Origin of the sequence: Salinivibrio proteolyticus, assembly GCF_027286365.1 — a bacterium.
Taxonomy (GTDB): Bacteria; Pseudomonadota; Gammaproteobacteria; order Enterobacterales; family Vibrionaceae; genus Salinivibrio; species Salinivibrio proteolyticus.
In genome coordinates this window covers 977,928-999,769 of record NZ_CP114584.1, presented here as the reverse complement: position 1 = coordinate 999,769, position 21,842 = coordinate 977,928, and the positions used below count along the sequence as shown (strand labels likewise).

Below are 21,842 nucleotides of genomic sequence, written 5' to 3'. Positions count from 1 at the left end.
GGTTAGCCCTGAGGACGACCATAAAAGGTCAGTTGCTTATCTAAATAGTCATTGATAATGGTGCGAGCGTTATTGGCATCAATACCTTTAGGGTTCAATGCACCGCGCAACCAAATACCATCAATCAATGCTGCAATCCCCTGAGCAACCATGACAGCCTGCTCGACCGGCAATAGCGCTTTAAGCTCAATGCGCAAATGCGACAGCAAGCGCTTCTCGTTCACGCGCTGTAAACGGTGTAACTCATTGTCATGCATGGCATATGACCAGAACGCGAGCCAAGTTTTCACCACATCAGACTGGGCCTGAAAACCTTCAAAGTTCGCGTTAATGATCGCATTAATACGCGCTTGGTGGTGATGACGAGGGATCCCACGCAACGTGTTAATGACAGTGGCTGAAAGCTCGCGCAATACCACGCGCATTGTTTCTTCCAGCAAACCATGCTTACCACCAAAATAGTGGTTGATAATGCCTGTTGATACGCCGGCTTCCTTACTAATCAAAGAGATACTTGCCGCATGCAGACCAACGCGACCAATCACAGTCATGGTGGCTTTAACGAGCTGCGGTTTACGTACTTCCGGCATCCCTACCTTAGGCATTGTTGCTCCCATTCGTTTTTAATTGAACGATTAGTTAAATATAATCTTACACGCTAATATTTAGATCTCAAATAGATTTTTTAACCAAATCGCTACAAGACCAACCCTCGAAAAACAGAAAAATACAACTACAACAATGATTTAGGTCAATTTCAAAAAGGTTTGTTCCAGATCAAATCTTTTGTACTGATAGCAGTATTTATGAACAAGTCGGTTAAAATACCACCATAAAAACATAGTAACGCAGGAAATGATAAGGGGAGTAAGGATTCATTTTCACTCAATGCTGGCCAAAACCAACCGCGAGTCAATGCCTCACACTAAGCAAGAAATGCGAAGAAAAATGAAAATAAGCACCACATGACCGACATTCGCTACAAAAAGGGCAGATTGCCGTTTTGAAAGCACGCATCAGGTGATAACAAATCATGATGGGCCACTCCGGTTAGAGCGTCGAGAAGCACAAACTATAACGAGATATAACCTTTCGCGCGACCAATATTTAGGGCCCGAAAGATTGATCAAAAAGGCAGGTTACCGCTAACCGTTTTATCGTGACGGGCATACCATCGCTATCACACTCAAACGCCGAGCAAAAAAAAGCCCAGCGTCTATCGCTGGGCTCATCGATTAGAGGTGTGTTACGTATGGCTTACTCGTAGTTAAGCTCGGTGGCTTTTCCTGAGAAGACACGGTACACAAAGAGGGTGTATAAGAAGATCATCGGTAGCACGAACATCGCACCATAACCGACAATCAACAAGGTGCCAGTGGCACTCGCCGCCTCTTTCGCCGTCATCACGCCGGGGATAATGTCAGGGAAGAAGCTGTATGCTAAGCCAAAGAAGCTCATTGCAAACAAAATGATCGCACCAATGAATGGGAACTGATAACCCACATCATTTTCGACCGGCACGTGGCGTAGATAGCGGTCTACGAGCAACATAATTGCAAGACACACCAGTGGCACGGGTGCCAGTAATAAAATCTCAGGGAAGCCAAACCAACGCTCGGCCACTGTCTCACTCACCAGCGGATTGACAATACTGATGGCTAATACGCCAAGCGCCGCAAGCCAGCCACCGCGGCGAGACCATTTCGCCGCGCGCTTTTGCAAGTCCCCTTCCGTTTTCATCACCAGCCAAGTCCCACCAATATAGATGTAGGCGGCGGTCACACAAAGGCCACTTAACAGTGCAAACAAATACGCACCTGTGCTGTCATCAAACGCCAGTACATAGCGGCCAATCATGTAGCCTTGTGTCATCGACGCGATAAATGAGCCCGCTTTAAAGCAGCGATCCCAAAGGTCTTTGCGCTCTGGTTTCACTTTGGCACGAAAATCAAACGACACGCCACGTAGAATAAGACCCGCCAACATCACAGACGTAGGCAAATACAATTCGGTCAAAATCATGCTGTGTGCCGCAGGGAAGGCAATCAACAACAAACCTACCGCCAGTACCAACCAAGTCTCGTTCGCATCCCAGAATGGGCCAATCGATGCAATCATACGGTCTCGCTGCGCTTGGTTGCAGCTCGGCAACAGCATCCCTACACCAAGGTCGTAGCCATCAAGCACGGCATACATAAATACCGAGAAGCCAAACAGCAGCAGATAAATTTCGGGCAGATAAGGAGTTATGCTCATGCGTTCACCTCTTTATTCGGCTGAGCGTGGTTGTCTGACTGGTACTCGGGCAGACGTTTTTTGGCTAAGAAGAACAAAGTACGGATGTACGCTACCATCAACACCACATAGAGTGTGAGGTAGATAGTTAACGTAATACCGACATGCGAGCTTGCCACGGGTGTCACCGCATCCGCCGTTTTTAGCACCCCCTGCACTAGCCAAGGTTGACGACCGATCTCTGTGACATACCAGCCCGAAAGCGTCGCTACCCAGCCCGAGAATGTCATGGCGACCAGCCCCATCAAATGCCACTTCGGCATCGGTTGATTACGCCAAACGCGATAAGCAGTAAACCAGCTCACCACCAGCATAAGCACACCCACTCCGACCATGATGCGGAAGCCGAAGAACAACGGCTTCACCGGTGGATGATACTCAAAGCTTTCTAAGCCTTTGATCTCACCATCGAGTTTGTGAGTCAAAATGAGGCTTGCCAGATTCGGGATCCCCACTTCAAAGTCGTTAGAGCGTGTTTCTTCGTTTGGTACCGCAAACAGCAGCAAAGGCGCACCTTGTTCGGTTTCCCACACACCTTCCATCGCCGCAATTTTTTGTGGTTGATGCTCAAGTGTGTTTAGGCCGTGCATGTCACCAACCAGTACTTGTAATGGGATCAGAATTGCCGCAGCGGTGATACCCACTTTTAAAGGCTTGTCTGACACACCTGAGGTCGGTGACTTTAATTTCTGATAAGCAGAGATCCCCGCAATTAAGAAAGAAGCGGTCAAACCAGACGCTAATAGCATATGGCTTAAGCGATACGGCATCGACGGATTGAAAATCACTTCAAACCAGCTGGTTGGATGCACTACACCATCAATAATTTCAAAACCGGTTGGGGTATGCATCCAGCTATTGAGCACCAAAATCCAGAATGCAGAAATGGTGGTACCAATCGCTACGAGCAAGGTTGCGAGGGTATGAACCCAATTCGGCACCCGGTTCTTACCAAACAACATAATGCCAAGGAAGGTGGCTTCCATGAAAAATGCCGTCATCACTTCATAACCCAATAATGGGCCAGCGATGTTGCCGACTTTCTCCATAAATCCGGGCCAGTTGGTCCCGAATTGGAAGCTCATCGTGATGCCGGACACTACGCCCAGCGCGAAGGTCAACGCAAACACTTTGACCCAGAAGTAATAGGTATCTAGCCAGATTTGCTCACCGGTACGGTTATATCTGAACTTGAAAAACACCAGCATCCACCCTAAGGCGATCGTTATAGTGGGAAAAAGGATGTGAAAGCTGATGTTGGCCGCAAATTGGATCCGCGACAACATTAAGGTATCTAACATGACATTACCCTCAGGAGTTTAACTGCCCGATTGTTCGTTGGACTTACTGTGAAACAACTTGCCAGACAGCTCGAGAAGCTTGCCGACACTGCTGCCCAGTTTCATCAGGTTCTTCAAATGCTCAGGTTTCATTTGCTGAACATCGTCAAACCAATGGTTAAACAGCTCGAGAAGATCGTGGATCTCATGTAACTGCTTAACCGAATGACTCTCAGCGTCATCTTCACTTCGCATAAAGTGTGCACGCAGCATAGATAAGGTGGGATCCACCTCTCGCTTCTTCCTCTCAGCGAGTACCTGCTGCGCTAACTCCCAGATGGTGCCGTTAGGCACAAAGTAGTCCTTTCTGTCTCCGGGGGTACGCTGTGAGCGAATCAAGTTCCAGCCATGCAATTCCTTGGTTGCCATGCTGACATTGCCACGAGATATGTTGAGCGCCGACACAATATCATCGGCACTTAACGGTTTTTCACTCAACACAATCAGTGCCAGCATTTCGCCGACCGAGCGGTTAAATCCCCACCGACTTCCCATTTCGCCGAAATGCATCACCACATTTCTTAGCTCTTGCGACAGCTCCATCTTGATCTCCCTCACAGTGCTTCTGGGGAATGATACGGAGTTTCTTTGCTGAGGATCAATGAATATTTCGAATTTTCAGAAATTATTGAAAATAAAAAAGTCGATTTGTAACAAGGAATGAAGAAGGGTTATGAATACGTTACATTTGCGGGCAGATGAATCGACTGAGACCGCATAGGTTAAGCGCTTTCGCCGCACAGCGAAAGAGCGATGACACACTCAGATACATATTTGATAGATTTATAAACAATGGTAGTCGTTTGAATCGCCAACAAATAAGGTAGCTATCATTATGAGCGATGAATAATTTTCTGGAAAAACTACGTTTAGCCTGCCCCTGACATCTACACTTTTACGAGTATATGTGAAGTCTATAAAAAGATAATGACTTCGCGGGTTTGGACAACGGGAAGTAAGTAGTTATGTTCAAAAAGACTCAACGCGCGTTAGACGCTTGCCAGAAAGAAAAAGCAGAGCTTGAAGCAGAGCTCAGCGCTCTCCAACAACACATCGCCTCAATTTTATTTACGCCCGACGGGACGGTCATCGATGTGAATGATCATTTACTTGCCATTATCGGTTACCAGCGAGACGAGGTAATCGGTCAGCATCACCGCGCAGTCTGTTTTGAGGACACGGCAAATTCGTCAGAATATCGCCAGTTCTGGCAAGCACTGGCGCAAGGGAAACCCCAGCAAGGCATATTTAGGCGCCGCCACAAAGAGGGACATGAAATCTGGATGGAAGCGACCTATGTCCCTATCAAAGATGAAAATGGGAATGTTAATAAGGTACGCAAACTGGCCGCAGACGTTACCGAGCGACACCAGCAATCAAAACGCCAAGACGCTATAATGCAGGCCATTGATCGCTCATTGGCGGTAATAGAATTCGAGCCCGATGGCACCATTATTCGTGCCAATAAAAACTTTCTCAGTACGGTCCACTATAAAGAAAGCGAGATTGCTGGTCAGCATCACCGTATTTTTTGCGACCAAGAGTTCTACGATGAGAACCCCGATTTTTGGCAATCACTGGCTGACGGTCAATTCACCGCAGGACAATATCTGCGCCGTGACAAGTACGGCAATGAGATATGGCTAGAAGCCACGTACAACCCTGTGCTCGATGCCAATGGACAGGTGGTGAAAGTAATTAAGTTTGCCACCGGCATCACGGATACCGTCAAGAAAAATCAGGCTGTAAATCATGCGGCCGAACTGGCGCAAGCGTCGTCTGAGCAAACGCTAAAAGACAGTGAAAGCGGCAGCGTACTATTGCAAGAAGCGGTACAGCTATCGCAAAGCGTTTCTGAACAAGCCATAGAAGCCTCTGGCCAGGTTAACCAACTGAATCAGCATGCACAAAGCATTGAAAATATCGTCACCACCATCAAACAGATTGCCGAGCAAACCAATTTGCTCGCATTGAATGCCGCTATTGAGGCTGCTCGCGCCGGCGAACAAGGACGCGGCTTTGCGGTTGTAGCCGATGAAGTACGCGGTTTATCACAGCGAACCAGTAAATCGACCACTGAAATCGCGGATGTGGTTGATGAAAACCTGCAACTGATTAAGGGAGTCAGTGAGGCGATGGAGAGAGTGAGTGAACAGTCCTCGCTTGGACAAGAGAAGGTGACGGCGGTCGATGAAGTGATGAAAGATATCCATGCCGGCGCGCAAGAAGTCTCAGATACGGTTCGAGGCCTGACTCACTGAATGAACGATGCATCGTCAACTGGTGTACAGTTAACTAATGACCTAACACCGAGCTATTAGATTATGCGTCAGCAATCAGATCAGATTAGCGTGCCAAATATGCCTTGCCAACCATCGTCCGAGTTACGTCTATCGGAGCTTGTTGTCGCGCTGAGTACTGCGCTCGATATGACCGAAGGCCAGCCTCCCGAACACTGTATGCGTTGTGCTTGGATGGGCATGAAGCTGGCCGATGCGCTCGATTTTTCGCCCCAGCAGCGTCACGATCTTTTCTATACCTTGCTATTAAAAGATGCAGGATGTAGCAGCAATGCAGCACGGATCTGCGAACTTTATCTCACTAACGATTTAGCCTTTAAACAAAGCTATAAAATCGTCGATGGCAGTTTGTCTAGTGTGCTCAATTTCGTGCTCAAAAATACCGGTGTCAAACGGGGCTTCATGGAAAAGCTTTCTACGACATTAGATATCATACGAAACGGTGATATGTATGCCCAAGAGCTGATTGAAACACGTTGTACGCGTGGTGCAGAAATTGTGCGTGAACTGAGGTTTAGCGAGGCAGTTGCCAACGCGGTGTACGCTCTAGACGAACACTACGACGGCGGTGGGCGCCCTGACGGTTTAAGCGGTGACACGATCCCTCTTTATGCGCGTATCGCCTTGATGACCCAAGTGATTGATGTTTTCCGCACTGAATCTGGCATTGAAGCGGCACTGCAAGAAATACAAGCGCGGCGTGGCACCTGGTTTGACCCGCACCTAGTAGATACATTTATTGAATGCGCGAGCGCCCCCTACTTTTGGCAGCATCTTGATGCCCCCCAACTAAAAGAACAAGTCCTATCGATGGCACCCGCTACCGCAACGATTTGGGTGGATGACGACTATCTCGATGCGATAGCCGCTGCCTTTGGCCGTGTTGTCGATGCCAAAAGCCCGTTTACGTCCGGACATAGTGAACGTGTCGCTGTGTATGCAAGTTTAATCGCAGACGCGCTTGGCGTGAGCGAGCAGGATAAAAAGTGGCTCAAGCGCGGCGCGTTGCTCCATGACATCGGTAAACTGGGTGTTAGCAACGATATTCTTGATAAACCCGGTAAGCTTGACGACGATGAGTGGGAACAGGTCAAGCAACATGCCGCATTGAGTAAAACGATTCTCTCGAAGATCCAGCAATTCGATGATCTCGCCCAATTCGCGAGCGCGCACCATGAGAAGCTCGATGGTACCGGCTATCCCGATGGAATACAGGGCGAGCATATATCGCTTTTAACACGCATCATTACTACCGCGGATATATTCGATGCCATCACTGCAGAGCGGCCGTATCGTGGTCCTATTCCCGTGGACAAGGCGCTGAGTATCATGCGCGAAGAGGTAGATACGGCAATCGACCAACGATGTTTAGACGCGCTCATTGCTGGACTCGCTACCCTGCCCGATCACTTTATGGTCCACGATGCTACGTCGATCACATCATAGGCACGCCCTATCAGCTATATAGGTTTAACCCATTTTCTTTTTTGATATCGGGCAGTTATCCTATTTCCATCATTTGAAGCGACACCGTTTCCAGTGCTTGGCGTTTGCTATCTGTAAACGTCAAACACATTGATTTTGCCACTAAGGAGGCATTAGATGAGTAAACAAGCAGCATTGATTGGACTAGACAGCAGCAAAGCCGCCGATCTGGGCGCGCGTTTGGATACGCTATTGGCGAACTATCAAGTGCTTTACACCAATGTGCGTGGTTTTCACTGGAACATCAAAGGTAACGATTTTTTCGAGTTGCACACTAAATTTGAAGAAATTTATACCGATCTTCAAACCAAGATTGATGAAGTGGCTGAGCGCATTCTCACCATCGGTGGTACCGCTGAGCACCGCTTCAGCGAGTATTTAAAAGTCAGTGAGATCAAAGAGCACGATCCTGAAGCGAATGGTCAAGCCGGTGTGCGTGCACTGGTCGAAGGCTTCAGTGTTCTGATCGCCCTACAGCGCGACATCATGAACCTGGCCGGTGATGCAGGCGACGAAGGGACATCGGCGCTGATGAGCGACTATATCCGCGAACAAGAAAAACTGATGTGGATGCTCAACGCTTATCTCAACTAATCATGAATCAGTAGGATTCAGCAAAAAGCCCGCGCAATGCGGGCTCTCTTATATCCTGTTAGCGCACCTTAATCCTACTCAGACACAGACCAAACCACTTGCGTTCCATCACTCAACTGCGCCACCAAACCTTTTCCGGGCACAGTGATGTCTGACATACCGACTAGTTGGTCGGTAAAGTTGGCGGTTAGCGTCGACCCATCGCTAAATTGGGTCTGCTGCACGCGTCCGCGTTCGTCCAACCAGCGAAAGTCCACCAAGGCTTTGTCCCAAAGGGCTTGATGTATTGGCATAAAGCCCTGTTGGTAATGTTTAATCGCACGAATCCGAGGTTGCGATGGCGACGTTGCTTCATCACGACTTAAATGCACCATGGCGGGCACATTATAAAGCATGGCTATTAAGTCTCTCTCAGCACGCACATTGGTAAACTTTAGGCTATCGCTATGCCAATGGTGGCTATTGATCACCTCATCATGGAACACCACTTGATAAAGTGGAATACGATATTGCGGATCAAACAAAAGAGCTTGATAAAGCGGCTTCACTTTCGCCGACTGAAAGAAAAAGGCGGGCTTGTTGTCAGGAAACCAAGGGCCAAGGTAATAGGGCGAAGAGCGATTAGACTTCATGTCTTCATCCCGCCATCCAAAACCAATCGTTTCTAAACCATGTGCAAAGGCGATACCCTGCGTGGTCAAGCTATTACCATCTTCCGACCCCAACACTACCGCTTGACGATTTACGATCGATTTCATCCGTTGGTTGAACGCCGCGAGCATATCGACTTCGCGCGTATCACGGCGATAATCTTCTCGCGCCATCGCCGTCGCATCCACATCAATGAACAAACTATTAAACTGTCCATATTTAATAATATCGGAGACACGCTGCGCGACATAATCGGCATCACAGGCAGGGTTGAGATAGAAGCCGTTGCCACGGAACCCTTTTTTCAAGTTGCCATCGCGCTGTTCAATCGCACACGATGTGCGCATCGCATCCGGTAATTGTGCAGTCAGCCAGCTATCGTTCACCCCACGTGGGATCGCGGTATTGTAGGAGTCATAGGGACCAATTAAATAGCCCGCTTGCTTGGCCTTTTCGACGACGTGCGGCTGATAAAATGCCGGCATCCAATTGTCCAAGCCTAACCATAATTGACGGATACCCGCTTTTTGTAAGCTGTCGATCATCTCAGTGGAAAGCCCCTGCCCCCACTGTTCAGCCGGTTTAAGGTACTGTCCTGCGCGCGCCGCTAACCACTTTTTACGTTGCTGCGCGGCCTGGTACTGCTTTTTAATGGTATTGTCTTTTTCCGTGGGCGCTGTCACTGGAAAGGTCTCTTCCAACGCACGATTAATGCCATTCACCAAGGTGTTTTTATGATATTGGCTAAACCAGCCTTGCTCACTTGAAAGCTCCCCGAGTGCCGCTTTGGTCTCATCATCAAACGCCAATGATGACGCATTAAGCGCCCAATCTTTCAGCCCCCACCAATCCTTCACATCATCTCGAGCAAGCGGCCCTCGTCCAAATAGATACACATGGGTCGCGCCAATTAGTTTGGCCGTTTCAGGGTTTTGCTTCACTTTTTGGGCCAATGAGGTTGCTTGATGCTGCTCTTGCCGCCAGTGGCGATACCATTTAGCCCCATCCAATGGATGCTGACCCAGTTTAACCCTTACCACAAAGGGGTCGTGGCGATTTAATGGTGTAAAGGTATGAACCGCGCCCATCGCAAGTTTGTCGTGTTTGCGTGCAAAACTCAGTCGGTTATTGGTAGCGGTAACCAGATGGTAGCTAACATATTGGCGACCTATCTGAGCCGTCCAAAACGGCATCTTTAAATCTTGCGTGGTATTCGCGCCATCTCGGCTGGCTTGCAAGTAGTCAATCCATTGCGAATGATCGGTAGGCACCCGCATCCCTTCGCTAAACGGCAATAACAAGGTCTGAGTGTCCTCGACAGGCAAATCAAACCAACGCAATGTAACGGGATGCTGGCGCGTCACTCGGGCGTTTTCATCCAACGACATAGACAAGGTCAAGGCGTCATCCAAGGTGGCAGACACCTCGATATTGGCTGGCTCCCAGCGCCAGTTAAATTGATTGGGCGCGGGATGACGTATATCCACCACCTGCTGGGGCTGCTGACCTACCTTCAAATTAGCATCATTAATGGGCAGGTTGCCCCAACGCATACTCAGATCGCTAGGATTAATAGTGACGTGAGTATCTTGATGGGTCAAAGTGAGAGGCGCTGCGTAGGGAGTTAAACTGAATAGCGTCAAGCTCAACGCAACACAAGAACAATAAAAAGATGATAGGTTCACGCGATGTCTCCTGTTGATATCAGCGCGCTATTAAATGCCAACCTCGTCCCTTATTTGTCACCTCGCTGTCTCTTTATTCGCTATTCACTGCGTCAGTGCGCTCGACAGCATTGGGTAGGGGGAGTGCCAATCGCTCAACATAGCTCACCTTGATCGCGCCTTGGTATTCAAAGTGACTCACGGTTGCACTCAAATGGCTTGCAGTAGCAGGCGGAGACGTCGGCAAATCAACCTTAACGGGTAATGCACCCTCAGCGGTTCGTCCAGAGGCATAAATCGGCGCTTGATCCACCCAACGATAGGCATCGTCCAGCCATAACCAATACGCCGTGGCAGGGGCACAGTTTTGCGGCGTTGTCGGCAAATCAATCGCCAGTTGCATATCAGGATGCCCGGTGAGTTGTACCCAAGGACGACGCGGGAGTCCGTAAATCACTAAGCTGTAATGCTGATTACCTAGCTTGAGTTCGTAAACGCCCGGATCCACTTGGGTAAACAATTGACCCGACTCAATCTCTTGATAGCTGGCTTGCGCCGTGAGTGTGGCGCTTAACACCATTTGCCCACTCGGATCCATAAGCGTGACCCGCGTTGTGTTTGCCACCTGCTCCGCCGAGAGCTTGATTTCATAGCCCAGACTCGACGCCCCTGCGCGACGTACAAAAGAGATGGTCAAACCATGAGGGATCCCTTTGCCATTAGGCTCGGTCAAACGCTGTCCGCAATCAGTTTGATTAATAATGGCATGTTTTAGTGTCGCCCAATGCGACTCGTCAACGGGCGCTTGCGTCAGCGCAAACATCAACTCTTGCCAAGCCAATGTGGGCTGTTCGACCAGCAACGCCTGATAAGCCTCGCGCATGGGCGTATCTGTAAACCAAGATTGCTCAGCCTGCGCGCTGATGCTAGTCAAGCCCCAAAGGGCTGCGATACCGATACGATGCCACATCATTGTGCTATCAACCTATACCCCACCCCACGGTGAGTCTCGATGGCAAGATCCGGGAGTTTTTGCCGCAAACGCAAGACATGGTTATCCACGGTTCGAGTCGTCGGAAAGGCTTGATAACCCCAGATTTTATTAAGGAGCCCCTCGCGGTGGAACACCCGACCTTGGTTTTGTAAAAGCAACAATAATAAATCAAACTCTTTGGGTTTTAGCGTGACCGCTTCATTTTGCCAGTATACCGCGCGTGAACCGGGCTCGACCTTGATGCTGCCATACAGCAGTTGACTCTCTCCCAAAGGACGAAGCTGAGCATAAATGCGGGCCAACAGCTCTTGATGTGCAAATGGCTTGACCACATAGTCTTTAGCGCCCGCCATTAAGCCTTCAACCCGTTGTTCAACCTCAATTTTGGCGGTTAACACGATGACAGGTAACGCTTTCAATGCCAGCCAAGTAGGGAGATGCGCCAAGCTATCGCCGTCTGCCAATTGGCGATCCAAAATCACTAAGTCCGCGTGATACCAATGCTTCTCAACCTTTGCGCTTTCCATCAACCAAGTACAGTTGAAACCTTGCGTTTCTAAAAACTGACGTAGGCCCTCACCCAATAATTTATCGTCTTCAATCAATAACACGTGGCTCATTGGGGTAACTCCAAAATACAGCAAGTCGGGTGCCGTTTTATCAATAGCTTTCCGCCCATTTGACGCATTAAACGCGCCACCAAAAACAATCCAATGCCCATATTGTGTTCCGAGGTTGGCGCCCGACAGCGCCGCCATAATCGCTGCCACCATGACGGAAACACACCATCATCGTAGACACAAACACGGACACGTTTTCCCACACACACACGAATCCATACGGTTTTCCCACCATGTTGGTGCGCGTTTTTAATCAAGTTTTCCAAGCAAATCGATAACCAATAGAAGGGTAGCGTCAGCGTGCGATCGTCCTCGAGGGTATAGTCAATATCAAAGGGGTCACATACGTGATCGAGCCAATCAGACAGCGATGCCGTTTGCGTCTTAAACTGTTCACTCTTATCCGTACTCAGATAACCTTTACTGGTTTCGGTCAATTGACTCAACCTTTGGTGATCAGCCAACAATCGCCACAATACATCTTGCGCATCTTCGCTGAGTTGATCGAATTGGTTGCGCAGCATTTCGACGGTTAACCCCAAGCTGGCAATTGGCGTGCGTAACTCATGCGTTAGCAGTTGAAGTATAAACTGTCGCTCTCGGCGCTGTTGATAACGATCATACACACTACGCGCTAGCCCGATGACTAAGGCAATACAGACCAGCACGAGTATCGCGGTAAATACACCTTGATAAGCCGGATGGAGTTGGTTGCAAATATTGCCATAGCGATAGTCACAGCCAGTCGACTCGGTCGACAAACTGAGTCGATAATGTTCTGCAATCGGCGACCACACAGATTGAGGCAATACCTTCCACCCCAATTCGCCATTCAACCACAGCTGATGATTATCTAGATAGGCACGATAGCCACTCAGTAACGCGTCACGCCCTTGCGCACTTAGGTCACTCAATGACTGATGTAGGGGATGCTGTGGGTTATCGAGGGTCAGCCGTTGGAGAATGTCAGATGGTGGTGATGTCGTCGGATAGGCGGCAAGATAACGGTCCGCATAACTGCCTCCCGCTGGGTGCAATAACGGATTTTCCACAAACCATGCTGGCGGTAATGACTGATCGTTGCACAAAGCAAGTTCAAAGCGCTGCGCAATCAATAACTGGGGATCGACAATGCGGGGATTGGCTTGACACCGCTGCGTCACCTGATGCAATGCAGTCAGATCTTGCCAGTCAAAATGCGTAAAATCGGGGTACTGTGCTTGGCTTTGCAGCAGGTTTTGCGAGTACGCATTGAGCGAAGGCTGAGCCACCACCAAATGACCGGCCTGCCACGCTTCATCATAAAAGCCCTTGAGTTGCGTTTGTAGCTCACTGGCCGCCACTTGACTGCTTAGTAAAGCGAACAGTAACGCGGCTAACGCTCGAAAACCCAATCGATTCTCCCCAGACCTATCATTGCGACTAATGATTAAATCATAGCTAAGCGGTAAGGGGCTGTGTCACCCGAGTGTCAACATCACCATTCATCAAGGCAGGAAGGCAGGAAGGCAGGAAGGCAGGAAGGCAGGAAAACGCTAATGTAACGTGCCACTAAAACAGGGAAGGTTTCAGTTAGTGTTTCAGGTGATTGTCACCAATCACACACCATGTAATGCAATGTGTATCATCCATCATTGAATAACGGACTCGAATATTTATCCCATTATTCAAATATTCATCGAGAATAGGCGTTGTCGCAAAAGTCAGTTCTTGTCTATCACAATCAACCTTCTCAAGAACGACTGAATCAAAATCTAAAATCTGCTGAACGGTAGGGAAGATCGCTTTATAGATTGCCTCTTTTGCGGAAAACATTAGCGTTAGAAACTGACAAAAATCATCAAAGTGAGCAACGAGATGCCGTTCATTGAGCAAGACAATTTTTGATGATAGTTGATTCGCCCACTCGCGAGACATCACTTTCTCAATGTCTACCCCTACCCCAGCGACATCTTCACTACGGTGAGCAACAGATGCGACAGCATGCCCCACACAATGGGAAATAGACCCAACAATATCTTCAGGCCAAACGGGTTCATTCCTACGACCAATACCAATACTGTCGGCAGTTTCATGCCCTAAATAGGTCAACGCTTGGTGCGCACACGCTCGTCCTGCCAAGAATTCACAACGGCGCTTAAGTACCGCTTTACCAAAATCACTTGGTAAATGGATACCTTGCAACTTTATGTGCGATATAAAATCAGGGCTGTAATCCACGCTTAGGTATCGGAAAACCAAGTTATCAGCCCACGGAAAAAGCGTCATAAAACTTACCAAAAGTATAAGATAATAAGGATTATTATCTTATATCGATGATCGTTTTGAAAGCTGTTGTCACTTCTCTGTGTTCGCAAACCCTTTCAGCGTATAAGCCCGTCCATACATCTTGGCACACTCAGATAACGTTAACGCCACTGTCAGAACAGGTCTGTTTATAAAGGATTTTAGCGATTGATAGCTCACCCCACCATGAGAGTGGTCGCGATAGCAAGGTCACTAAACAATCGGAGTCGATCACGTCTATTCTGTCTGTGTTGCTTCCACTCAGCTATTGCCTCTTCGTCAATCCAAAAACGTGAGTGAACCTCCCTGATCTGATCGTAAGGTTTTGGTTTAGTCCATTCGATTTCTGCCACAAAGCCAGTTCATAGTTTAAATATACAATTCACCTCTTATTTACCACTAACAGTATTGACAAGTTACAAAATGTTTCACACTATCCATAAAGAGTCGAAATGATAACCATTATCAATTCTAATGAGGCATCATTATATTTGTCGTCTTTTGGTTTATTTGGATATTAGGCATGCAAACTTTACACAACACCATCAACGCAGCGTCAGCCATACAACTCCCTACCCTACACACTGTGTTATCTAAATCTGGAGTAGATGAGAGCTTAGAGCGTTTTATCGAAACTCAACGTGACGAGATCAAAGATATTCTATCGGGAAAAGACAAGCGTATGCTTGTGATCATTGGTCCGTGTTCAATCCATGACCCTAATGCAGCTTTGGAATACGCGAATAGATTAGCCAAAATTCAAAAACAATTTAGTCGAACGTTAAAAATTGTCATGCGAACGTATTTCGAAAAGCCAAGAACACGAAAAGGTTGGAAAGGTTTTATCGTCGACCCAGAGTTAACAGGTGATTCCAATTTAGAGCATGGCATCTATCAAAGTCGCTCATTATTGAAATCGATACTGGAGCTTGGCGTCTCTACTGCAACAGAGTTTCTCGATACAAACATTGCTCCATATATTGCTGACCTTGTCTGCTGGGGGGCGATTGGAGCACGTACAACAGAGTCACAACCTCATCGACAACTTGCATCAGCACTTCACTGTGCTATTGGTTTTAAAAATGGAACAGACGGAAATACCTCCATATCAATTGACGCTATACATGCTGCAGGAGACTCTCACTTGCTGCTGACTTTCAGTTCCAATGGGTATCCAATCGCACTCCAGACATCAGGCAACCCACATTGTCATGTCATTCTTCGCGGAGGATTGACTCCAAACTACTTTAGCCCAAATGTTCGTAGTACTGCTTATGACCTTGAGTATAACAAGTTAGCACCTAGCCTCATTATCGACTGCAGTCATGGCAACAGTGGTAAGATTGCAAAAAACCAACTCAATGTTATCAATAACATTTGCGATCAATTAACCGCAGGTGAAACGAGCATTTCAGGTGTGATGTGTGAGAGCTTTTTGCAAGGTGGTAACCAAGCATTGAATTCAGGAGAGTTGTGTTACGGCAAGTCGATTACCGACGAGTGTTTGAACTGGGATGATTCGGTCAGCTTCTTATCTAAACTCGACGAAGCTGTTAAGGTTGCTTACCAAAACGAATACCTTCATTCTGAGATCGCTTAACTATTTAGCCGGGCATAACGCCCGGCTCTAGGGAATCCCCTCATAAATATCAGTTGAAACAATGAGGTAGACACGCATCGCTCCCTCTGATCTAATGAATTTCGCCAAAAACACACTCGATACAGACAGATTCAATAGCGATGCTAACGATGCGTGATGATCAAATCCTACTACAAACACTGTCAAAACAGTGCCCCAAAATTCACAAAAAACGGCTTATTTCTCTTACTCTTGCCACTAAAACCTTACTCGACGGCGCTGATTTAACCCTCACCAAGCTTGGGCGCGCACTTGAGACACAAACCTCAGTTAAACATGCGATTAAGAACCTATCCCAAAAGGGATTTATTCCAAACAATGAGGCCACAAGCAAAATGCAACATGGCCTCGTAGTTTTCGATTTTCTTTTCCCAACGAACAAGCAATCTACGATAACGGTTTAGCCAGCTATGAGTTCGCTCAACAACCCAACGATGAGCCTTAAAATCATCCGATTGCTTCAAGCTCGCGGCCTCTTCAGCACGTGATTGAACATGGGGAATGTAGTTCAAAGCAACCAGTTCATCATGTAACCACTGGCCTGTATAACCTTTGTCTAGGTACAAAGGTACTTTCAGCGGCGGCCGATAACACTCTAGTGCATCTAATGTTTGAAGTACCAGCTTAATGTCGTGGACGTTTGCGCCATCGCTAACAACAGCCAGTGGCAATCCATTCGCATCCGTCAACAAACTGCGTTTTACGCCTTGTTTCGCACGGTCTGTTGGGTTCTTACCTGTTTTTTTGAGCCAGCTAAAGGTGCTTTAGTTTGGCACCCGTCCATTGATATGGAACTCCAATCAACCCCTTCGTAAATCAGGCCATTTTGCCAAAATCGCTCAAAGACTCCTGCATCTCGCCACTCTTGAAAACGACGATGTGCAGAGCTAGAGGAACAAATACCTGTCGCGTTAAGCGCATTCCACTGACAACCAGTTCTGAGAACAAAGAGGATGCCGTTCATGGCATCACGATTATCGACTCTCTTTCGATGTGTTCCTAGAGGATGGTTCGTCTTGTGGATTGGTAAAAGCGGCTCAATTTTTGCCCAAAGGGCGTCAGAGATTAGGTATTGTGTCGAATTCATTTACAGTATTTTCAATAGGTGTTGATTTACTCAGACAACACCTATTGAGATAGGTTCTAAACGTATCGACCGCCTATTAGGCAATACGCTGTTACATCAAGAGAAAAATCTCATTTATCGCTGGCATGCGCATCTGATTACGCGCGCCAATCCTTGTCCCGTCATCTTGGTTGATTGGTCGGATGTGCGTGAGCAATTGCGCTATATGACACTGCGTGCTTCTATCGCCGTGGATGGGCGTGCCGTCACTTTGTATGAGCAAGCCTTTGAATATGGCGACTATAACTCGCCTCGCACCCATCAACGCTTTCTCGATACGCTCCAAGGGATATTGCCTGACGGTTGCCACCCAATCTTGGTCACCGATGCTGGCTTTAGAAATACTTGGTTCCGACAAGTGGCACAAAAAGGCTGGTTCTGGTTAGGCCGCGTACGTGGCGAGGTCTCGATTAAAACCCATCAGCACCCGTGGCAATCCAATAAGCAGTTTTACCCTGACGCATCAGCTAAACCTCACACTCTTGGGCCCTGTTTATTAGCGAAGCGTTCGCCTCTTCATTGCTTTGCGTATCTCTACAAAGGTGCCCCCAAAGGACGCAAAGTGCATCGTCATAGCCGCACCTGCCAGCATCATTCCGCCAACGCGCTTTATCAAAAAGGGAGCAGTGAACCTTGGTTGCTCGTAACGAATATCCCCACGCATGCAATGAATGCGGTCCAAATCACGCGGCTTTATGCCAAGCGTATGCAGATAGAAGAAGCCTTTAGAGACTTAAAAAGCACCGCCTACGGCATGGCACTTCGACACAACCGGACGCGCTGTGTAAAACGGCTCAATATCTTGCTACTCATTGCCCTGCTTGCCGATATCTTAATGTGGTGGAATGGCTTAGTGGCGACCCAAGCAGGTTGGCATTATCACTTTCAAGCCAACACCATCAAGCATCGTCGCGTGCTCTCGATTCCTCGCCTTGGTCGCGAGGTCAGAAACCATCGGCGATATCTGATTAAGCTGACCCAATATCAGTGGGCCATCAGGGAATATCAACGGCTAACGCATACGATGGGGCTCGGTCAATTATGAGGGGATCCGCCAGCGCCCGGCTTCATTAATTGTCTAACGTTGCCCCTCCGTCCACACGGAGATCATGCATTGTGATTTGTTTAGCACCATCAGACATCAGAAAGAGAACTGCTTTAGCCATGTCTTTTGGTTCTGCCATTTTCCCCAATGGAATCCCCAACCGATATTGCTCCAAGTTGCCTTTTATGACTTCATTCTCACCGTAGTTCGCGTTCCATAACTGGGTCTGCATCTCTGTTCTCGTTGAGCCAGGGCTAACAAGATTACAGCGAATGCCCTTTTCAGCAAGTTCCAAACCAACGCATTTCACTAGCATATGTAAGGCTGATTTTGTTGCTGCATATGCCCCAATATTCAACCTAGGTGTATTTGCCGAATTTGAGCCAATTACGACAATGTTTCCCTGCTGTCTATCTTTCATGCTGTTTGAAATCGCTTGGATCAACGCCAAAGCACCAAAGGTATTGACATCAAACATTTGTTTGATGTCCTCCAAAGACATATCGTTAACGGCGCCAAGATGCAATATTCCAGCACAACTCACCAAATGATCAAACTGAAACTCACGATCGAGTTGGCAAACTTTGTCATGCACCTCATCATGTTTTAACAAATCTAATTCGAAACAACATAATCTAGATTCATCAAAGCGAGCCCTAAGACCTTCAAGGCCTTGACTCAAAGTCGAAATATCCTTATCTGTCGCTACCACTCGATAGCCATTTTCTAACAAATGTTCCAACACAGCATAACCAATACCTTTACCTGCTCCAGTGAGGAGCACCGTTTCAAAAGTACGATTCATTTACCTTACCCCAACATTCAAGTGGTAGCAGAGATCTGACGTCATTGATCTCCCCTTATGAAAATGAAATTAATTATCGTTTGATGTCGATAATCATTCTCATCTATACTCTAGCACTACATTTGTATGTGAAACAATTTGTAAATATGAGAAACGCAATATTTAGAGGTTAGGTTTATGAAACGTGAAGTTGTTGGATTCTCCAAAATGTCTGATGAGATCTTGGATGCGCGATTAGATGAGTCCCCTTTCTTCTTTGCTTCCCCTCATAGTTCGATGCTAGGCGTCGGTATTGAACAACAACGTGAGCAAGCCATTCCATTTTTACAACTGGCAGATCAAGCCAATGAAATGTTGGAAAAAGCAAAGTCTGAACACAACGATAACCCTGTCTTGTTTGCCACCGTTCCTTTTGATGAAAATACGCCAACAAGATTTGTTATCCCAGAGAAGCTTTACGTTTCCAGTAGCCACAGGGCAAGAGCACAAGAGAAACAAAGTTCAAATAAAGCGACCATAGTGTCTGCTCCAACTGGAAACGATTACAAACAAGGGGTATCTACTCTCTTGAATTTGTTTGATACCACAGAGCTATCAAAGGTCGTACTTTCACGCTCAGTGAGGCTGACAACAGATCACACAATCGACCAAACAGTGCTACTGCGTAACTTATTATCCATCAATGCTAATGGTTACACCTTTGCTTCAGACATTGGAAGTGGCGTTAAGTTGATGGGAGCCAGTCCGGAACTGCTACTGGCCAAAAAAGGCGGTCACGTGATTTCTAACCCGTTAGCGGGCTCTCGTCCCAAATCTCAAAACACTCAAGAAAACCTTTATTTACGTGCTTCTTTGTTAGATACCCCAAAGGATTTGAATGAACATAGTTTTGTTGTCGAGGAAGTCGAAAAAGTCTTAAGTCGTTATTGTCACAACCTGTATACCCCAATGACGCCCTCAGTGATTGAAACAGAAACAATGCTGCACTTGTCGACCGTATTGGAAGGTCAGGCAGATGACCCAACAACGAATGCACTGCAAATCGCGGCCGAGCTCCACCCTACTCCAGCGGTTTGCGGGCTCCCAAGACATTCGGCTTATCAAGCCATTAAGCAGATAGAGAATTTTGACCGTGGCTACTTTACCGGCATGGTTGGTTGGTGTGATGCAAGGGGTAATGGTGAGTGGGTGGTGACCATTCGCTGCGCAGAAATAAGCCAGCACAAAATGTGCGTATTTGCGGGTGCAGGTATCGTCAGGGACTCTTCACCTCAAAGTGAGCTAGATGAAACAGGAGCGAAGATGGGAACATTTTTACATGCTGCTGGTATTCAAATTGACGAATTGCTTACGGTATAGAACGCATGACGAACAGACAGCACACGTTAGATTTTACACCATGGCCACAAGAGTCCGCTCAGTACTATCGAGCAAAGGGATATTGGCAAGATAAAACATTATTCGACCATTTGCTGGACTCGGTTAAGACGAATCCAGATGCTTTAGCCATCATCAGTGGTGAATGCTCATACACCTATCAACAGTTGCATGACAAAGTCACCCGTCTCGCCGCAGGATTCATTACATTAGGCCTGAAATCGGGTGACAGTGTTGTTATGCAAATCAGCAATCGAGCGGAGTTTTATATCTGCTTCTTTGCTCTGACTATGCAAGGGATAAAACCGGTTGTTGCACTGCCAGCTCACCGAACTCTCGAGCTCAGCTATTTCTGTCATCACGCACAAGCAAAAGCGTATATTTTCTCTGATGACACGCCGGGTTTTGACGCCCAAAAGACGGCCTTAACTTTGCAAGATGAATGTGTATCATTGTCATACCTTATTCACACAGAACAATCAGTAGATTCTCAAATAACCGAATTAAGCACGCTGTACGAAGCGCAAGGTATTGCTCAAAACAGCCATGCTGACCATGTAGCTTTTTTCCAGCTGTCTGGTGGCACTACAGGCACGCCAAAGCTGATCCCAAGAACACACAATGACTACGCATATAGCGTTATCGCAAGTAATGCAATATGTGACTTTAGTGAACAAACACGCTATCTGTGCGTATTACCAGCAGCACATAACTTCCCATTAAGCTCCCCAGGTGCGTTAGGCGTTTTCTTTGCTGGGGGCTGTGTGGTACTGACACAAGATAGCTCACCACAAAATGCGTTCAAGCTGATTGAACAACATAGGATCACCGTCTCCGCTCTTGTACCACCACTCGCGTTACTTTGGATGAAACATGCAGAGACTGCTGGTGACGATATTTCTAGTCTTGAGTTTGTTCAAGTTGGCGGAGCCAAGTTCAGTGAAACCGCAGCCAGAGAGTTACCTAGTAAGCTAAACTGCCAATTACAACAAGTCTTTGGAATGGCGGAAGGTTTGGTTAACTATACACGTTTAGATGACCCGATTGATGTCATCGTAAAAACACAAGGGCGGCCAATGTCGCCAGATGATGAAGTGCTCGTGGTTGATGACGAAGGCAAACCCGTCCCTGTAGGTGAAGAAGGTGCACTATTAACCCGAGGTCCATATACGATCCAAGGTTATTTCCGCGCCAAAGAACACAATCAACGTTCATTTAACGCAGAACGATTTTACGCCACGGGAGATCTCGTTCGGCTAACCTCTGACGGCAACATCATTGTTACTGGACGTGATAAAGACCAAATCAACCGAGGAGGAGAAAAGATCGCCGCAGAAGAAGTAGAAAATCTGCTACTTCAACATGACAGCGTACATGATGTCGCTTTAGTCGCCATACCTGATCAATTTCTGGGCGAGCGAAGCTGTGCGATTATCGTTCCTGAAAGCAACAAGGCACCAAAGCCTGTTGAACTAAAACGCTTCTTGCACAGCCAAGGACTTGCTCAATTCAAAATTCCTGACCAAATCCATTTTGCTGAAACCTTGCCTAAAACTCCGGCGGGTAAAATAAACAAGCAGGTACTAAGAGAACGATTCTCTTCATAATAAAACAACCGATT

18 protein-coding genes and 2 pseudogenes are annotated in these 21,842 nt (G+C 47.3%); 8 read left to right on the top strand and 12 right to left on the bottom strand.

Features of this window, described 5'->3' with window-relative positions; all coding sequences use genetic code 11:
- Positions 1 to 2 precede the first annotated feature (2 nt).
- From betI to N7E60_RS04835, 4 genes are all read right to left on the bottom strand, one after another.
- The gene (gene betI / locus N7E60_RS04850) at positions 3 to 605 is read right to left on the bottom strand and encodes a transcriptional regulator BetI (protein WP_069588030.1); all 603 of its coding nucleotides are present in this window, start codon (positions 603 to 605) and stop codon (positions 3 to 5) included.
- A gap of 652 nt (positions 606 to 1,257) precedes the next feature.
- On the bottom strand, positions 1,258 to 2,256 hold the full coding sequence (gene cydB / locus N7E60_RS04845; protein ID WP_069588028.1) for a cytochrome d ubiquinol oxidase subunit II: 999 nt from the start codon (positions 2,254 to 2,256) through the stop codon (positions 1,258 to 1,260).
- Positions 2,253 to 3,596, bottom strand: a complete 1,344-nt coding sequence (locus tag N7E60_RS04840) for a cytochrome ubiquinol oxidase subunit I (protein ID WP_077458144.1) — start codon at positions 3,594 to 3,596, stop codon at positions 2,253 to 2,255. Before N7E60_RS04840 ends, cydB begins: the two co-directional genes overlap by 4 nt.
- Before the next feature lie 18 nt (positions 3,597 to 3,614).
- Positions 3,615 to 4,178: a GbsR/MarR family transcriptional regulator gene (locus tag N7E60_RS04835; RefSeq protein ID WP_069588024.1), complete on the bottom strand. Its 564-nt coding sequence runs from the start codon at positions 4,176 to 4,178 to the stop codon at positions 3,615 to 3,617.
- 422 nt (positions 4,179 to 4,600) lie between these two features.
- On the opposite strand from N7E60_RS04835, the pseudogene N7E60_RS17455 reads away from it, so the two are divergent.
- The 4 genes and pseudogenes from N7E60_RS17455 to N7E60_RS04820 form a co-directional block, all read left to right on the top strand.
- Positions 4,601 to 5,320: pseudogene (locus N7E60_RS17455) on the top strand (PAS domain-containing protein); the annotation flags it as partial.
- Positions 5,300 to 5,896, top strand: a complete 597-nt coding sequence (locus N7E60_RS17450; protein WP_456300288.1) for a methyl-accepting chemotaxis protein — start codon at positions 5,300 to 5,302, stop codon at positions 5,894 to 5,896. The pseudogene N7E60_RS17455 and the gene N7E60_RS17450, both read left to right, overlap by 21 nt.
- A gap of 99 nt (positions 5,897 to 5,995) precedes the next feature.
- On the top strand, positions 5,996 to 7,381 hold the full coding sequence (locus tag N7E60_RS04825) for an HD-GYP domain-containing protein (protein ID WP_269598543.1): 1,386 nt from the start codon (positions 5,996 to 5,998) through the stop codon (positions 7,379 to 7,381).
- Between the two features lie 156 nt (positions 7,382 to 7,537).
- On the top strand, positions 7,538 to 8,014 hold the full coding sequence (locus tag N7E60_RS04820; RefSeq protein WP_077640467.1) for a Dps family protein: 477 nt from the start codon (positions 7,538 to 7,540) through the stop codon (positions 8,012 to 8,014).
- A gap of 74 nt (positions 8,015 to 8,088) precedes the next feature.
- Here the strand turns inward: N7E60_RS04820 and N7E60_RS04815 are convergent, their stop codons facing one another.
- The 6 genes and pseudogenes from N7E60_RS04815 to N7E60_RS04790 all read right to left on the bottom strand — a co-directional run.
- Entirely contained in the window at positions 8,089 to 10,350 is a 2,262-nt protein-coding gene (locus N7E60_RS04815) for a glycoside hydrolase (protein WP_269598265.1), read from the bottom strand.
- 73 nt (positions 10,351 to 10,423) lie between these two features.
- The gene (locus N7E60_RS04810) at positions 10,424 to 11,302 is read right to left on the bottom strand and encodes a DUF2861 family protein (protein ID WP_269598264.1); all 879 of its coding nucleotides are present in this window, start codon (positions 11,300 to 11,302) and stop codon (positions 10,424 to 10,426) included.
- A complete protein-coding gene (locus N7E60_RS04805; protein WP_269598263.1) occupies positions 11,299 to 11,943 on the bottom strand; it encodes a response regulator transcription factor in 645 nt (214 codons plus the stop codon). Before N7E60_RS04805 ends, N7E60_RS04810 begins: the two co-directional genes overlap by 4 nt.
- Complete coding sequence (locus N7E60_RS04800; protein WP_269598262.1) at positions 11,940 to 13,337, bottom strand: ATP-binding protein; 1,398 nt, start codon at positions 13,335 to 13,337, stop codon at positions 11,940 to 11,942. The genes N7E60_RS04805 and N7E60_RS04800 overlap by 4 nt, the downstream gene beginning before the upstream one ends.
- Positions 13,338 to 13,515: 178 nt before the next feature.
- Positions 13,516 to 14,211, bottom strand: a complete 696-nt coding sequence (locus N7E60_RS04795; protein ID WP_269598261.1) for a 4'-phosphopantetheinyl transferase family protein — start codon at positions 14,209 to 14,211, stop codon at positions 13,516 to 13,518.
- Between the two features lie 200 nt (positions 14,212 to 14,411).
- Positions 14,412 to 14,573: pseudogene (locus tag N7E60_RS04790) on the bottom strand (IS5/IS1182 family transposase); the annotation flags it as partial.
- A gap of 179 nt (positions 14,574 to 14,752) precedes the next feature.
- Between N7E60_RS04790 and N7E60_RS04785 the strand changes: the two are divergent.
- Entirely contained in the window at positions 14,753 to 15,829 is a 1,077-nt protein-coding gene (locus N7E60_RS04785; protein WP_269598260.1) for a 3-deoxy-7-phosphoheptulonate synthase, read from the top strand.
- A gap of 329 nt (positions 15,830 to 16,158) precedes the next feature.
- Here the strand turns inward: N7E60_RS04785 and N7E60_RS04775 are convergent.
- Positions 16,159 to 16,955, bottom strand: a protein-coding gene (locus tag N7E60_RS04775) for an IS5 family transposase (RefSeq protein WP_269597063.1) whose coding sequence is annotated in 2 segments (ribosomal slippage) — positions 16,159 to 16,614 and positions 16,617 to 16,955 — 795 coding nt in all. Because the reading frame shifts where the segments join, the coding sequence is not laid out codon by codon here.
- A gap of 43 nt (positions 16,956 to 16,998) precedes the next feature.
- Between N7E60_RS04775 and N7E60_RS04770 the strand changes: the two genes are divergently transcribed.
- Complete coding sequence (locus N7E60_RS04770; protein ID WP_332301856.1) at positions 16,999 to 18,039, top strand: IS4 family transposase; 1,041 nt, start codon at positions 16,999 to 17,001, stop codon at positions 18,037 to 18,039.
- Between the two features lie 25 nt (positions 18,040 to 18,064).
- Here the strand turns inward: N7E60_RS04770 and N7E60_RS04765 are convergent, their stop codons facing one another.
- A complete protein-coding gene (locus N7E60_RS04765) occupies positions 18,065 to 18,844 on the bottom strand; it encodes a 2,3-dihydro-2,3-dihydroxybenzoate dehydrogenase (RefSeq protein ID WP_269598259.1) in 780 nt (259 codons plus the stop codon).
- Between the two features lie 177 nt (positions 18,845 to 19,021).
- Between N7E60_RS04765 and N7E60_RS04760 the strand changes: the two genes are divergently transcribed.
- Both N7E60_RS04760 and N7E60_RS04755 read left to right on the top strand, forming a co-directional pair.
- Positions 19,022 to 20,203 carry an isochorismate synthase gene (locus tag N7E60_RS04760; RefSeq protein WP_269598258.1) on the top strand — a complete coding sequence of 394 codons (1,182 nt, stop codon included), beginning with the start codon at positions 19,022 to 19,024 and terminating at the stop codon, positions 20,201 to 20,203.
- Positions 20,204 to 20,208: 5 nt separating this feature from the next.
- Complete coding sequence (locus N7E60_RS04755; protein ID WP_269598257.1) at positions 20,209 to 21,828, top strand: (2,3-dihydroxybenzoyl)adenylate synthase; 1,620 nt, start codon at positions 20,209 to 20,211, stop codon at positions 21,826 to 21,828.
- Positions 21,829 to 21,842: the final 14 nt, after the last annotated feature.